This window comes from Kocuria sp. CNJ-770, from assembly GCF_001942375.1.
Taxonomy (GTDB): domain Bacteria; phylum Actinomycetota; class Actinomycetes; order Actinomycetales; family Micrococcaceae; genus Kocuria; species Kocuria oceani.
On record NZ_MKJW01000103.1, the window covers coordinates 1 to 14,978 of the forward strand.

The window sequence follows — 14,978 nt, forward strand, 5'->3', positions numbered from 1 at the left end:
GGTGCGCCGTGGTGGCGCCGTCGCGTCTCGTGCGCTCCGCCGCCCGGGCCGGCCGCGCGGTGGAGGCCGGCGCCGGCTCGGGCTGCCGGTGCGGCTGCGGGCGTGGGACGAGGCTCCCGCCGCCCTGCCCGGCTACGACGTCGTCGTCTGCACCCTGCCCCCGCACGGGGCGGACGAGCTCGCCCGGGACGCGGCCCGGCTGTCCCCGGTCACCACGGGCGTCCTCCTGGACGCCGCCTACGACCCGTGGCCGTCGGCGATCGCACGGACCTGGGCGCAGGCCGGGGGAGCGGTGGCCCCGGGGATCGATATGCTGATCTTCCAGGCGGTGGACCAGATCCGCCTGTTCACCGGTCGCGGCCCGGGCACACCCCTGCCCCGCGAGCAGGACGTGGTCGCGGCGCTGTGCACGGCGGTGGGCCGGCCCGTCCGCGACGTCCCGCCCCCGCCGACCTCCTGACCCCTGGCGGCAGGGCGCGCCCCCCGGGCGCCGTCCGCCGCTGAGACCACGAACGGAAAAGAGTTGCTATGTTGCGTTGGCTCACGGCCGGCGAGTCCCACGGCGAGGCGCTCGTCGGGATCATCGAGGGTGTGCCGGCAGGGGTGCCCCTGACCAGCCAGGACATCCGCGACGCCCTGGCCCGGCGCCGGCTCGGCTACGGGCGCGGGGCCCGGATGAAGTTCGAGCAGGACGAGGTGCGCCTGCTGGCCGGGGTGCGCCACGGCGTGACCCAGGGCGGACCGGTGGCGATCGAGATCGCCAACACCGAGTGGCCCAAGTGGCGCGAGGTCATGTCGGCCGACCCGGTGGACCCGGAGGTGCTGGACGGGCGGGCCCGCAACGCCCCCCTGACCCGGCCCCGTCCCGGTCATGCCGACCTCACCGGGATGCAGAAGTACGGCTTCGACGAGGCCCGCCCCGTCCTGGAGCGGGCCAGCGCCCGCGAGACCGCCACCCGGGTGGCCCTCGGTGCGGTGGCCGCGAAGCTGCTCGAGGCCCTCGGGGTGCGCCTCGTCTCCCACACGACCGCGGTCGGTGCGGTGAGCGCCCCGGTGGACGCCCCCCGCCCGCTGCCCGCGGACGTGCCCGCCCTGGACGCCGATCCGCTGCGCTGCCACGACTCCGCCACCGCGGAGGCGATGGTGGCCGCCGTGGACGCCGCGCACAAGCAGGGCGAGACCCTCGGCGGGGTCGTGGAGGTCCTCGCCTACGGCCTGCCGCCGGGACTGGGCTCCTACGTGCACTGGGACCGCCGGCTGGACTCGCGCCTGGCCGGGGCGCTCATGGGCATCCAGGCCATCAAAGGCGTGGAGGTCGGGGACGGCTTCCTGACCGCCGCGCGGCCCGGCTCCGCGGCCCACGACGAGATCGCCCGCGGCGACGACGGCCTCGTGCGCCGGGTGAGCAATCGGGCGGGCGGGATCGAGGGCGGCATGTCGATCGGCGACGTGCTGCGGGTGCGGGCGGCCATGAAGCCCATCGCCACCGTCCCCAAGGCCCTGCGCACCGTCGACGTCGCCACCGGCGAGGCGGCCCGCGCCCACCACCAGCGCTCCGACGTCTGTGCCGTGCCCGCCGCCGGGGTCGTGGCCGAGGCGATGGTCGCTCTCGTCCTCGCCGACGCCGTGACGGAGAAGTTCGGCGGGGACTCCGTCGCCGAGCTGGTCCGCAACCAGGACGCCTACCTCGCGGCGATCCCGGCGTCCCTCGCCTCCGCGGGGGAGCTCGGCGTCCTCGACGACGACGTGGCCGCGACCGCCGGGGACCACATGGGCGACCCCCTGGTGGCCCCGGCGGAGACCCCCGCCGAGACCCCCGCCGAGCCTGCTGCGGGCGCCGAGGGAGGCCGCGCGTGAACGCGCAGTTCCCCGCCCCGGTCGACGTCGCCCCCGTGCCCCAGCGGCCCGTGGTCCTGATCGGGCCGATGGCCGCCGGCAAGTCCTTCCTGGCCCTGCACATGTCCAAGTTCTACGGCTACGACTTCGTGGACGCGGACCAGCTGATCGTCTCCCGCCACGGGGTGATCTCGACGATCTTCAGCGAGCACGGCGAGAAGTACTTCCGCGACCTCGAGGCGGACACCGTGGCCGAGGTGCTGCGCGACCCCGACCACGCCAACGCGATCTTCTCCGTGGGCGGCGGCGCCCCCATGACCCCGTCGGTGCGGGAGATGCTGCGCCACGAGCTCGTCGCCTACCTCGAGGTCGACGCCGAGACGGTGCTGCCCCGGATCAGCGGCAACCGCACCCGGCCCATGCTCCGGCCCGACCCGGAGCGGCGCTGGCAGGAGCTCTACGAGTCCCGGCGGGCCTGCTACGAGGAGCTGGCCGACATCCGGCTCGACGGGACCCGCAACCGCCCCGTCGCCGAGATCGGCGCCGACCTCGAGGAGGCCCTCGTCCGGCTGCGCGCCCAGCGCACCGACCGGGGCGCCCCCGCGGGCGACCGGCCCGCGACCGACCGACCCGCGACCGACCAGGAGGCCCAGGCATGAGCGAGCCCGCTCCCGGCACCGTCACCACCATTCCCGTCACCGGCACCGGCCCGGCCGACGACTACGACGTCCTCGTGGGCCACGGCCTGCTCGGACAGGTCCCCCGGGTGCTGGGGGACCGCGTCCAGCGGGTGCTGGTCATCCACCCGCGGGCGCTGCGCAGCACCGGCGACGTGGTGATGGAGGAGCTGCGCGCCCAGGGCTACCAGGCCTTCACCGCCGAGATCCCCGACGCCGAGGAGGGCAAGCACATCCAGGTGGCGTCCTTCTGCTGGCAGGTACTGGGGCAGAACGACTTCACCCGCTCCGACGCGATCGTCTCCGTGGGCGGGGGAGCGGTCTCCGACCTCGCCGGCTTCGTGGCCGCCACCTGGCTGCGCGGCGTGCGCGTGGTGCACGTGCCCACGACCCTGCTGGGCATGGTCGACGCCGCCGTCGGGGGCAAGACCGGCATCAACACCGCCGAGGGCAAGAACCTCGTGGGGGCCTTCCACCCGCCCGCGGCCGTGCTGTGCGACCTCGACACGCTCCGGACGCTGCCGGAGAACGAGCTGCTCACCGGCATGGCCGAGGTGGTCAAGTGCGGCTTCATCGCCGACGAGCGGATCCTGGAGCTGATCGAGGCGAACCCGGAGGCGGTGCGCGACGGGCAGTCCGCGGTGGTCCGCGAGCTCGTGGAGCGCGCGATCCGGGTCAAGGCGGAGGTCGTCTCCGGGGACCTGCGCGAGGCCGGACGACGCGAGATGCTCAACTACGGGCACACCCTCGGCCACGCCATCGAGCACAACGAGCGCTACCAGTGGCGCCACGGCGCCGCCGTGGCGGTCGGCATGGTCTTCGCCGCCGAGCTCGCCCGGACCGCCGGCACCCTCGCCGACGACGTCGTCGAGCGCCACCGCAGCGTCCTGGCCGCCCTGGGCCTGCCCACCACCTACCGGTGGGACCAGTGGCCGCGGCTGCTGGAGGTCATGAAGCGGGACAAGAAGACCCGGGGCAGCCTGCTCCGGTTCGTGGTGCTGGACGCCGTGGCCCGGCCGCGGATCCTCGAGGTCCCGGACCAGGCGATCCTCTTCGCGACCTACCAGGAGATCGCCGAGGGCGCGCCCGGCTAGACTGGTCGGCGGTCCGGGGCGACGCCCCCGGGCCCACCGACCTGCCGCCCGCGCCGGCGGAGCGGCGCGGACCCACCCGCGCGGACGGCCCGGGCGGACAGCACCACGAAGACCGACCGGCGCCGACCCAACGGCGCAGACAGAACGACGCGCACCGACCGACGCGGACCGACCGACGCGGACCGACCAGAGAGAGAACCTGTGGCTACCACCAACGACATCAAGAACGGCACCGTGCTCAAGCTCGAGGGCAACCTGTGGAACGTCATCGAGTTCCAGCACGTCAAGCCGGGCAAGGGCGGGGCGTTCGTGCGCACGAAGATGCGCAACATCACCTCGGGCAAGGTGGTCGACAAGACCTTCAACGCCGGCGCCAAGATCGAGACCGCCACCGTGGACCGCAGCGAGTACCAGTACCTGTACCAGGACGGCGCCGACTACGTCTTCATGGACAACAAGACCTACGACCAGATCACCGTCCCCGGTGAGGTCGTCGGCGACGCCGCCAACTTCATGCTCGAGAACCTCAACGCGACGATCGCCATGCACGAGGGCGCCCCGCTGTACATCGAGCTGCCCGCGTCCGTGGTGCTGGAGATCACCTACACCGAGCCGGGCCTGCAGGGCGACCGCTCCACCGGCGGCACCAAGCCCGCCACCGTGGAGACCGGCTACCAGATCCAGGTGCCCCTGTTCCTCGAGCAGGGCACGAAGGTCAAGGTCGACACCCGCACGGGTGACTACCTGGGCCGCGTCAACGAGTGAGCGCCCGGGGCAAGGCGCGCCGCCGCGCCGTGGAGATCCTCTTCGAGGCCGAGCAGCGCGGCGAGGACGCACGTGAGGTCATGGAGCGGCGCCGGCTGCACAGCGACGCACTCGTCTCCCCGTACGCCGAGGAGCTGGTGCTCGGGGTGACCATGCGCCGCGGCGAGCTCGACGAGTACCTCGAGACCTACTCCCAGGGCTGGACGCTGGAGCGGATGCCCGCCGTGGACCGCAACGTCCTGCGCGTGGGGGCCTGGGAGCTGCTGTTCAACGACGACGTCCCCGACGGCGTCGCCGTGGCCGAGTCCGTGAGCCTGGCCAAGGACCTCGGCGGGGACGACTCCCCGCGCTTCGTCAACGGCCTGCTCGGCCGGCTGCAGAAGATGAAGCCGACCCTGCTCGGCTGAGTCCCCGGCCCCGCCGCCGGTCGGCACCCCGTCCCGCCCGGGCCCCGGGCCGGGCGGGGTGCCGGTCGTCGCGGGCCCTCACCGGCTCGCCCCGGGCGCGCTAGGATCCTGGCAGGACGAGCACGGGAGGCTGCCATGACGGCTCCGGCGCTCCGGCTGCGGGGCCTGTCGAAGCACTACGGTCCCGTACCGGCCGTGCAGGGGGTCGACCTCGAGGTGCGGGCGGGGGAGATCTACGCGCTGCTGGGGCTCAACGGCGCCGGGAAGACCACGCTGATGCGGATGGTCCTGGGCATGGTCCGCCCCGGTACCGGTTCGGTCACCGTCCTGGGCCGCGGTCCCCGCGAGCGCTCCGCCGGGCGGAGGTGGGCTACCTGGTGGAGGCGGCCACCGCCTACCCGGAGCTGACCGTGCGGGAGAACCTGGAGGTCGCCCGGCGCCTGCACCGGGTGCGCGACCCGCACGCGGTCGGGGACGCGGTGGAGCTCTTCGGCCTCGGCGAGCACGCCGACCGCCGCGCCCGCGACCTCTCCCAGGGCAACCGGCAGCGGCTGGCCCTGGCCCGGGCGGTGCTGCACCGGCCGTCCGTGCTGGTGCTCGACGAGCCGGTCAACGGCCTGGACCCGGCCGGAGTGGTGGAGGTCCGCACCCTCCTGACGGACCTGGCCCGCGGGCACGGCACCACGGTCCTGCTCTCCAGCCACCTGCTGGGCGAGGTCGCCCGCCTGGCCACCCGGGTCGGGGTGCTGCACCGGGGCCGGCTGGTGGAGGAGTTCCCCACCGGCTCCCTGCCCGAGCGGGTGCACCGCCACCTGGAGCTCACCACGCGCGACGACGACCGGGCCGTGGAGGTGCTGACCGCGGCGGGCTTCCCCGCCCGCCGCCGGGCCGGGGTCGTCGTGCTCGCCGGGGACCGGGCGACGCGCCGGCCGGAGGACGTGGCGGCCGCGCTCGTGCACGCCGGGGTGGCCCTCACCGGGCTCGCGGAGGTCCGGGAGGACCTCGAGAGCCACTTCCTGCGCCTGGTGCAGGCGCCCCCCGGGGCGCCCGGAGCCGGGGAGGCACCCCGTGCGCGGTGACCTGGCCGCCGCCGTGCACGCGGAGGCCCTCAAGCTGCGCCGCTCCCGGGTGCCCTGGGCCACCGCGGGCGCCACGGTCCTGGCCGGGCTGGTCGGCGCCTTCTTCATGTTCGTGCTCCAGGACCCGGACCGGGCCCGGACCCTGGGGCTGCTCGGGGCCAAGGCCCAGCTGTCGGGCGGCACCGCCGACTGGCCCGGGTACTTCTCCCTGGCCGCCCAGACGCTCGCCGTGGGCGGGCTGCTGATCTTCGGCACCGCGGCCATCTGGCTCTTCGGCCGGGAGTTCTCCGACCGGACCGTCACCGACCTGCTGGCCGTGCCCACCTCCCGCACGGCCGTGGTGCTGGCCAAGCTGCTGCTGGGCCTCGTGTGGTGCGCGCTGCTCACGCTGCTCCTCGTCGGCCTCGTGCTCGGGCTGGGCGCGCTGCTCGGGCTGCCCGGCTGGTCCGCGGCGACGGCCGCCCGCGGGGCCGGGACGGTGCTGGGCGCCGGCCTGCTGACCGCCGGGCTGGCGGCCGGCTACGGTCTGGCCGCCAGCGTGGGACGCGGCTACCTGCCCGCCGTCGGCGTGCTGTTCCTGACCGTCCTGCTGGCCCAGGTGCTCGCGGCCGTGGGCCACGGCGGGTGGTTCCCGTGGGCGGTGCCGGCCCTGCTCTCCGGGGCGGCCGGGCCGGCCGCCCCGGCGTCGGCTGGGCCGGGATCCTGGGCGTGGTGCTCGTGGCCCTCGGCTCGGCCGCCGCCACCGCGCTCTGGTGGGAACGGGCCGACCACCGGTAGCACCGGGCCCGGAGCCTCGGGACGGAGCTCCGGGGGCGCGGCGCCGCCTGTGAGACTGCCCACGTCCGGTGCGGTCAGCAGGGGCGGGCGGCCCGCGGGCCCCGGTGCGCTGTGCTAGTTTGGGGCGAGCAAGCAACCTTTAAGTCCGTCCTGTGAGGCGGGGAAGGAGGCGGCACCCATGATCGACGACACCTCCGCGGACGGTCCCTCGAAGGGACCCGCACCCGCGCGCGTCATCCTCTCGGCAGCCGACATCGACCGCGCGCTCACGCGCATCGCCCACGAGATCCTCGAGGCCAACAAGGGCAGCTCGGACCTCGTCCTGCTCGGCATCCCGCGCCGCGGCTATCCGCTGGCCCAGCGGATCGCCGCCAAGATCGCCGCGACCGACCCCGGCTTCGACGCCGCCGCGAGCCTCGGCCAGCTCGACGTGACGATGTTCCGCGACGACCTGCGCAAGAACCCCGCCCGCGCCCCGCAGCCCACCCGCATCCCGGTGCAGGGCATCGACGGGCGCACCGTGGTGCTCGTCGACGACGTGCTCTACTCCGGGCGCACCGTGCGCGCCGCCCTCGACGCCCTCGTCGACGTCGGCCGGCCCCGCGTGGTCCGCCTCGCCGTGCTGGTGGACCGCGGCCACCGGGAGCTGCCCATCCGTGCCGACCACGTGGGCAAGAACCTGCCCACCTCCTCCCAGGAGAAGGTCCGGGTCCGCCTGGCCGAGACCGACCCCGACCCGCGGCCGGCCGAGCACGCCGACTGCGTGGTCATCGAGACCCCCGTCCCGGCGGTCCGCGCATGAGGCACCTGCTGTCCACCCGGGACCTCTCCCACGCCGCCGCTTTGACCGTCCTCGACACCGCCGACCAGATGGCCGAGGTGGGCCACCGGTCGGTGAAGAAGCTGCCGGCCCTGCGCGGGCGCACCGTGGTCAACCTCTTCTTCGAGGACTCGACCCGCACCCGGATCTCCTTCGAGACGGCCGCCAAGCGGCTCTCCGCGGACGTCATCAACTTCTCCGCCAAGGGCTCCTCCGTCTCCAAGGGCGAGTCGCTGAAGGACACCGCCCAGACGCTGGCGGCGATGAGCGCCGACGCGGTGGTCATCCGGCACTCGGCCTCGGGCTCCCCGCAGCAGCTGGCCGAGTCCGGCTGGATCGACGCCGCGGTGGTCAACGCCGGCGACGGGACGCACGAGCACCCCACCCAGGCCCTGCTCGACGCCATGACGCTGCGCCAGCACCGGGGCCGCACCGAGGGCCGGGAGAGCACCCGCGGGCTCGACCTCGAGGGCATGCACGTGGTGATCGTCGGCGACGTCCTGCACTCCCGCGTCGCCCGCTCCGACCTCTGGCTGTTCACGACCCTCGGTGCCCGCGTCACCTTCGTGGCCCCGCCCACGCTGCTGCCGGTGGGCATCGCCGACTGGCCGTGCGAGGTCGTGTACTCCCTGGACCAGGCGCTGGACCCGGCCCCGGACGCGGTGATGATGCTGCGCGTGCAGCGCGAGCGGATGCACGCCGCCTTCTTCCCCACCGCCCAGGAGTACGCCCGCGAGTGGGGCCTGACCCCCGAGCGCGTCGCGGCCCTGGACACCGCCGGGGCGCCCACGGCGATCATGCACCCGGGGCCGATGAACCGGGGCCTGGAGATCTCCTCCGCCGCGGCCGACTCCCCGCGCTCCACGGTCCTGGACCAGGTCCGCAACGGCGTCTCCGTCCGGATGTCGGTGCTCTACCTGCTGCTGGCCGGCGACGACCTCGGCGCCCCCTCCACCCCCGCATCCCCAGGAGTTCTCATCCCATGACCTCGTACCTCATCCAGGGCGCCCGGCCGTACGGCGAGCAGCCGGCCGACCTCCTCGTGGAGGACGGCCTGATCCGGCGCGTGGCGCCCGGCCAGGCCGCCCCGGAGGGCGCGCAGATCGTCGACGGGACCGGGCTGGTGGCCCTGCCCGGGCTCGTGGACATCCACACCCACCTGCGCGAGCCCGGCCGCGAGGACGCCGAGACGGTGCAGACGGGCACCCGGGCCGCCGCGCTGGGGGGCTACACCGCGGTGTTCGCCATGGCCAACTCCGACCCCGTGGCCGACACCGCCGGGGTCGTCGAGCAGGTCCACGAGCTGGGCCGGGCCGCCGGCTGGGTGGACGTCCGCCCGGTCGGGGCGGTGACCGTGGGCCTGCAGGGCGAACGGCTGTCGGAGATCAAGGCGATGGCCGACTCCCGCGCCGCGGTGCGGGTCTTCTCCGACGACGGCATGTGCGTGCACGACCCGGTGCTGATGCGCCGGGCCCTGGAGTACGTCAAGGGCTTCGACGGCGTCGTCGCCCAGCACGCCCAGGAGCCGCGGCTCACGGAGGGCGCCCAGATGAACGAGGGCGCCGTCTCCGCCGAGCTGGGGCTGACCGGCTGGCCGGCGGTGGCCGAGGAGGCGATCATCGCCCGCGACGTGCTGCTCGCCGAGCACGTGGGCTCCCGGGTGCACATCTGCCACCTCTCCACCCGGGGCTCGGTGGACATCGTGCGCTGGGCCAAGCAGCGCGGCATCGACGTCACCGCCGAGGCCACCCCCCACCACCTGCTGCTCACCGACGAGCGGGTCCGCAGCTTCGACCCCGTCTTCAAGGTCAACCCGCCGCTGCGCACCGACGAGGACGTGCATGCGCTGCGGGCGGCCGTGGCCGACGGCACCATCGACGTCATCGGCACCGACCACGCCCCGCACCCGGCCGAGGACAAGGAGTGCGAGTGGTCGTGCGCGGCCAACGGCATGACCGGGCTGGAGACCGCCCTGTCCGTGGTGCAGCACACCCTCGTGGACACCGGCCTGCTGACCTGGCGCGACGTCGCCCGGATCACCTCCGAGACCCCGGCCCGGATCGGGCGCCTGGCCGGTCAGGGCAGGCCCCTCGCGGAGGGCGAGCCGGCGAACATCGTGCTGTGGGACCCGGCGGCGACCACCGTGGTCGACCCGGCCCGGCACGCCTCGAAGGGCCGCAACAGCCCGTACCGCGGGATGGAGCTGCCCGGCGCGGTGCGCGCCACCTTCTTCCGCGGCCACTCCACGGTCCTGGACGGCGCGCTGAACAGCCCCTCACCGCGCGCCTGATCCGCCGCACCCCCGCCCCGTCCACCCCTTCCACCGCCCGGAGGCCCCCGCCCCATGGACCAGCTCACCACCGTGCTCGGCACGCTGCTCCTGCTCGCCCTGCTCTTCGCCCTGATCCGCCGGGGCTGGGCCGGGCGCGTGCGGCGCCAGGCCGGGATCGCGGCGCCGCCGGCCCCGCCGGCCGGCGCCGAGGAGCGCGAGCCCCGGCTGGCCGTGCCGGGCATGTACGTGGCCACCACCGAGACCGGCGCCCCGCTCGAGCGCATCGCCGCCCACGGGCTGGGCGTGCGCGCCCGGGCGCGGGCGCTCGTGCTGGACGAGGGGGTGCTCTTCGAGCGGCAGGGCGCGGCCCCGCTGTTCGTCCCGGCGGCCGACGTCGTGGCCGTGGGCACCTCCTCCGGCATGGTCGGGAAGTTCGTCGAGAAGGACGGACTGGCCGTGCTGACCTGGTCCCTGGGCGGCACCGTGGTGGACACCGGCTTCCGGACCCAGCGCGCCGAGGACAAGCGGCGCCTGCTCGCCGAGGTGGAGGCGATCGCCCCCGCAGCGCGCTCCTGACCGCCCCGCGGCTGCCCGCAGCCGCCCGACACTTCCCGACCCGCAGACACGAACGTGAGGACGACCTTGAGCTCGATCACCACCGAACCCGCCGTGCTGGTGCTGGAGGACGGCCGCGTCTTCCGCGGCCGCGCCTACGGCGCCCTCGGCACCGCCCTCGGCGAGGCGGTCTTCTCCACCGGCATGACCGGCTACCAGGAGACCATCACCGACCCCTCCTACGCCGGCCAGCTGGTCGTGCAGACCGCCCCGCACATCGGCAACACCGGCGTCAACGCCGCCGACGCCGAGTCCCGCCGGATCTGGGTGTCCGGCTACGTGGTGCGCGACGCCGCCCGCCGCCCGTCCAACTGGCGCTCCGAGGGCTCCCTCGACGAGCAGCTGCGCGACCAGGGCGTCGTGGGCATCCAGGACGTCGACACCCGGGCGATCACCCGCCACCTGCGCGACCGCGGCGCGATGCGCGGCGGGATCTTCTCCGGGGACGCCGCCCTCCGGCCCGAGCCGGAGCTCGTGGCCGCGGTGGCCGCGGCCGAGCGGATGGAGGGCCGCCGGCTCGCCGAGACCGTCTCGGTGGCCGAGTCCTACGTGGTGGAGCCCGCCGAGCACGGCTGGCGGGGAGAGGTCCGGCACGAGCTCGTGGCCGTGGACCTCGGCATCAAGTCCATGACCCCGCACCGGTTCGCCGAGCGCGGCGTGCGCGTGCACGTGGTGCCGGCGGACACGACCTTCGAGCAGATCCGGGCCCTGGGCCCGCGCGGGGTGTTCTTCTCCAACGGCCCCGGCGACCCGGCCACCGCCGAGCGGCAGGTGGAGACCCTGCGCCAGGTGCTGCGCGCCGGGATCCCGTTCTTCGGCATCTGCTTCGGCAACCAGCTGCTGGGCCGGGCCCTGGGCTTCGGCACCTACAAGCTCGTCTTCGGCCACCGCGGGATCAACCAGCCGGTGCTCGACCGCCGGACCGGGCGCGTGGAGATCACCGCGCACAACCACGGCTTCGCCGTGGACGCCCCGCTCGACGGCCCGGTCACCGCGCCGCTGGAGGAGTTCGGGGACGTGGAGGTCAGCCACGTGTGCCTCAACGACGACGTGGTCGAGGGCCTCAACTGCCGTGACCTGCCGGCGTTCTCGGTGCAGTACCACCCCGAGGCCGCCGCCGGCCCGCACGACGCCTCCTACCTCTTCGGCCGGTTCATCGAGCTCATGGACAGCCACCGGGACGGCCGCGCCGACCCGACCATCGACAACGCCGTCCCCGGCGGCGCGCAGGGCGCGCGCCCGGACCGGGACGCCAGCACGGAAGGGCAGCACTGACATGCCGCGCAGGACAGATCTCACCAGCGTTCTGGTCATCGGCTCGGGGCCGATCGTCATCGGCCAGGCCGCGGAGTTCGACTACTCGGGCACGCAGGCGCTGCGGGTGCTCCGGGAGGAGGGGCTGCGGGTCATCCTCGTCAACTCCAACCCGGCGACCATCATGACCGACCCCGAGTTCGCCGACGCGACCTACGTGGAGCCCATCACCCCGGAGGTGGTCGAGAAGATCATCGCCAAGGAGCGCCCGGACGCGCTGCTGCCCACCCTCGGCGGACAGACCGCGCTGAACACCGCGATCGCCCTCGACGCCAACGGCGTGCTCGAGAAGTACGGGGTCGAGCTGATCGGCGCCAACGTCGAGGCGATCAACCTCGGCGAGGACCGCGAGAAGTTCAAGGGCGTCGTGGAGCGCTGCGGCGCCGAGTCCGCCCGCTCGGTCATCGTGCACTCCATGGCCGAGGCCCTCGCCGCGGCCGACGAGCTCGGCTACCCCATGGTCGTGCGCCCGTCCTTCACCATGGGCGGGCTCGGCTCGGGCATGGCCTACGACGAGGAGGACCTGCACCGCATCGCCGGCGCCGGCATCCAGTACAGCCCGACCTCCGAGGTGCTCCTGGAGGAGTCCATCCTCGGCTGGAAGGAGTACGAGCTGGAGATGATGCGCGACAAGCACGACAACGTCGTGGTCGTGTGCTCCATCGAGAACTTCGACCCGGTGGGCGTGCACACCGGCGACTCCATCACCGTGGCCCCGGCCATGACGCTGACCGACCGCGAGTACCAGAACCTGCGCGACATCGCGATCGCCGTGATCCGCGAGGTCGGGGTGGACACCGGCGGGTGCAACATCCAGTTCGCGATCGAGCCGGACACCGGCCGCGTGGTGGTGATCGAGATGAACCCGCGGGTCTCCCGCTCCTCCGCCCTGGCCTCCAAGGCCACCGGCTTCCCGATCGCCAAGATCGCCACGAAGCTGTCGCTGGGCTACACCCTGGACGAGATCCCCAACGACATCACCCGCAAGACCCCGGCGTCCTTCGAGCCGACGCTGGACTACGTCGTCGTGAAGGTCCCGCGCTTCGCCTTCGAGAAGTTCCCCGCGGCGGACCCCACGCTGACGACCACCATGAAGTCGGTGGGGGAGGCCATGGCGATCGGGCGCAACTTCACCGAGGCACTGCAGAAGGCCATGCGCTCCCTGGAGCAGAAGGGCTCCTCCTTCTCCTTCGTGCCCCCCGAGCTCGACGACGCCGGGCTCGACCGGCTGGTCGAGGCCGCCCGCACCCCGACCACGGAGCGGATCCGGCAGGTCCAGCAGGCCCTGCTCGCCGGGGCGTCCGTGGAGCGGCTCTACGAGGCCACGGGCATCGACCCGTGGTTCCTCGACCAGCTGGTGCTGCTCAACGAGGTCGCCGCCGCGGTGGTCGAGGACGGCGACCTGAGCGAGCGCACCCTGCGCCTGGCCAAGCGGCACGGCTTCTCCGACGAGCAGATCGGCGAGCTGGCCCACCTGGACGAGGCCGTGGTCCGCGGGGTGCGCCACGCCCTGGGCATCCGCCCGGTGTTCAAGACCGTGGACACCTGCGCGGCGGAGTTCGAGGCCTTCACCCCGTACCACTACTCCTCCTACGACGAGGAGTCGGAGGTCGGCCGGCACGAGCAGCCCTCGATCATGATCCTGGGCTCGGGCCCGAACCGGATCGGGCAGGGCATCGAGTTCGACTACTCCTGCGTGCACGCCTCGATGGCCCTGCGCGCCGCCGGCCACGAGACGGTGATGGTCAACTGCAACCCGGAGACCGTCTCCACCGACTACGACGTCTCCACCCGGCTGTACTTCGAGCCGCTGACCTTCGAGGACGTCATGGAGGTCGTGGAGACCGAGCGGCGCACCGGCGGACTGCTCGGGGTGTTCGTGCAGCTGGGCGGGCAGACCCCGCTGAAGCTGGCCGCCCGGCTCAAGGCCGCGGGCGTGCCGGTCCTGGGCACCACCCCGGAGGCCATCGACCTGGCCGAGGACCGCGGCGAGTTCGCCCGGGTGCTCGGGGAGGCCGGGCTGCGCCAGCCCAAGAACGGCACCGCCTCGACCTTCGAGGACGCCAAGCGGATCGCCGACGAGATCGGCTACCCGGTGCTCGTGCGCCCCTCCTACGTGCTCGGCGGGCGCGGCATGGAGATCGTCTACGACGAGCCGGCCCTGGCCCGGTACCTGCAGAACGCCACGGAGGTCTCCTCCTCCCGGCCGGCGCTGATCGACAAGTTCCTCGAGGACGCGATCGAGATCGACGTGGACGCCCTCTACGACGGCGAGGAGCTCTACGTGGGCGGCGTCATGGAGCACATCGAGGAGGCCGGGATCCACTCCGGGGACTCCGCGTGCACCCTGCCCTCGATCACGCTGGGCCCGGACGTCGTCGCGCGGGTGCGCGAGGCCATCCTGGCCATCGCCCGGGGCGTGGGCGTGCGCGGGCTGATCAACATCCAGTTCGCCGTGGCCTCCGACGTCCTCTACGTCATCGAGGCCAACCCGCGCGCCTCGCGCACGGTCCCGTTCGTCTCGAAGGCCACGGGCGTGCAGCTGGCCAAGGCCGCCGCCCTGATCGGCACCGGCACGACCATCGCCGAGCTGCGCGCCCAGGGGCACCTGCCGGAGCGTCTGGACGGGTCCACCCTGCCGGCCTCCGCGCCGGTGGCCGTGAAGGAGGCCGTGCTGCCCTTCGCCCGGTTCCGCACCGCCGAGGGCGCCGTGGTGGACTCCCTGCTCGGCCCGGAGATGCGCTCCACCGGCGAGGTCATGGGACTGGACAAGTACTTCGACACGGCCTTCGCCAAGGCCCAGGCCGCGGCGAACGTGTCCCTGCCGACGTCGGGGCGGATGTTCGTCTCCGTGGCGAACAAGGACAAGCGCTCCTCGATCGCCTACGTGCGGATGTTCCGCGACCTCGGCTTCGAGATCCTGGCCACCAGCGGCACGGCGCAGGTGCTGCGGCGCAACGGCATCGAGTCCACCGTGGTCCGCAAGATCAGCGAGACGGCCCCCGGGGAGCGGACCATCGTGGACCTCATCGGCGACGGGGAGATCGACCTGATCTTCAACACCCCCGCCGGCGGCGCCGCCCGCGGCGACGGCTACGAGATCCGGGCGGCGGCCACGAGCGTGGGCGTGCCGCTGATGACGACCGTCTCCGTGCTCGGGGCCGCCCTGCAGGCGGTCACCGCGCTGCGGTCCTACACGTGGGACGTCACCAGCCTGCAGGAGCACGAGCAGCGGCTGCACGCCCTCACCGCCCCGGCCCAGCCCGAGGTCGTCGGTGCCTGAGCGCCCCGGCGCACCGCTCCCGGGGCCCGGCCGCGCCCC

The 14,978-nt window shown here is 74.0% G+C and carries 12 protein-coding genes and 2 pseudogenes; all 14 read left to right on the forward strand.

All coding sequences use genetic code 11. The features are described from left to right. Positions 1 to 460 (forward strand): annotated as a pseudogene (locus tag BJF77_RS11770) (shikimate dehydrogenase); the annotation flags it as partial. 68 nt (positions 461 to 528) lie between these two features. Further along, positions 529 to 1,857: a chorismate synthase gene (aroC, locus tag BJF77_RS11775; RefSeq protein WP_075872284.1), complete on the forward strand. Its 1,329-nt coding sequence runs from the start codon at positions 529 to 531 to the stop codon at positions 1,855 to 1,857. Further along, positions 1,854 to 2,495, forward strand: a complete 642-nt coding sequence (locus tag BJF77_RS11780) for a shikimate kinase (RefSeq protein WP_083665122.1) — start codon at positions 1,854 to 1,856, stop codon at positions 2,493 to 2,495. The genes aroC and BJF77_RS11780 overlap by 4 nt, the downstream gene beginning before the upstream one ends. Next, complete coding sequence (aroB, locus tag BJF77_RS11785) at positions 2,492 to 3,607, forward strand: 3-dehydroquinate synthase (RefSeq protein ID WP_047803312.1); 1,116 nt, start codon at positions 2,492 to 2,494, stop codon at positions 3,605 to 3,607. Before BJF77_RS11780 ends, aroB begins: the two co-directional genes overlap by 4 nt. Before the next feature lie 201 nt (positions 3,608 to 3,808). Then, positions 3,809 to 4,372, forward strand: coding sequence for an elongation factor P (gene efp / locus BJF77_RS11790; protein ID WP_047803311.1), 564 nt, complete (start codon positions 3,809 to 3,811; stop codon positions 4,370 to 4,372). Then, positions 4,369 to 4,779, forward strand: coding sequence for a transcription antitermination factor NusB (gene nusB / locus BJF77_RS11795; RefSeq protein WP_047803310.1), 411 nt, complete (start codon positions 4,369 to 4,371; stop codon positions 4,777 to 4,779). Before efp ends, nusB begins: the two co-directional genes overlap by 4 nt. A 135-nt stretch (positions 4,780 to 4,914) precedes the next feature. Next, positions 4,915 to 5,858: pseudogene (locus tag BJF77_RS22365) on the forward strand (ABC transporter ATP-binding protein). Beyond that, a complete protein-coding gene (locus BJF77_RS11805; protein WP_222844997.1) occupies positions 5,848 to 6,753 on the forward strand; it encodes an ABC transporter permease in 906 nt (301 codons plus the stop codon). Before BJF77_RS22365 ends, BJF77_RS11805 begins: the two are co-directional and overlap by 11 nt. A 60-nt stretch (positions 6,754 to 6,813) precedes the next feature. After that, on the forward strand, positions 6,814 to 7,437 hold the full coding sequence (gene pyrR / locus BJF77_RS11810; protein WP_047803308.1) for a bifunctional pyr operon transcriptional regulator/uracil phosphoribosyltransferase PyrR: 624 nt from the start codon (positions 6,814 to 6,816) through the stop codon (positions 7,435 to 7,437). Then, positions 7,434 to 8,441 (forward strand): aspartate carbamoyltransferase catalytic subunit, encoded by a 1,008-nt coding sequence (locus BJF77_RS11815; protein WP_075872285.1) that lies wholly within the window; start codon positions 7,434 to 7,436, stop codon positions 8,439 to 8,441. The genes pyrR and BJF77_RS11815 overlap by 4 nt, the downstream gene beginning before the upstream one ends. After that, positions 8,438 to 9,745, forward strand: coding sequence for a dihydroorotase (locus tag BJF77_RS11820; RefSeq protein WP_075872286.1), 1,308 nt, complete (start codon positions 8,438 to 8,440; stop codon positions 9,743 to 9,745). The genes BJF77_RS11815 and BJF77_RS11820 overlap by 4 nt, the downstream gene beginning before the upstream one ends. Positions 9,746 to 9,799: 54 nt before the next feature. Beyond that, positions 9,800 to 10,303, forward strand: coding sequence for a hypothetical protein (locus BJF77_RS11825; protein ID WP_047803305.1), 504 nt, complete (start codon positions 9,800 to 9,802; stop codon positions 10,301 to 10,303). A 66-nt stretch (positions 10,304 to 10,369) separates the two neighbouring features. Further along, positions 10,370 to 11,617, forward strand: coding sequence for a glutamine-hydrolyzing carbamoyl-phosphate synthase small subunit (carA, locus tag BJF77_RS11830; protein WP_047803304.1), 1,248 nt, complete (start codon positions 10,370 to 10,372; stop codon positions 11,615 to 11,617). A 1-nt stretch (position 11,618) separates the two neighbouring features. Beyond that, the gene (gene carB / locus BJF77_RS11835) at positions 11,619 to 14,939 is read left to right on the forward strand and encodes a carbamoyl-phosphate synthase large subunit (protein ID WP_075872287.1); all 3,321 of its coding nucleotides are present in this window, start codon (positions 11,619 to 11,621) and stop codon (positions 14,937 to 14,939) included. The last annotated feature ends 39 nt before the right edge of the window (positions 14,940 to 14,978 follow it).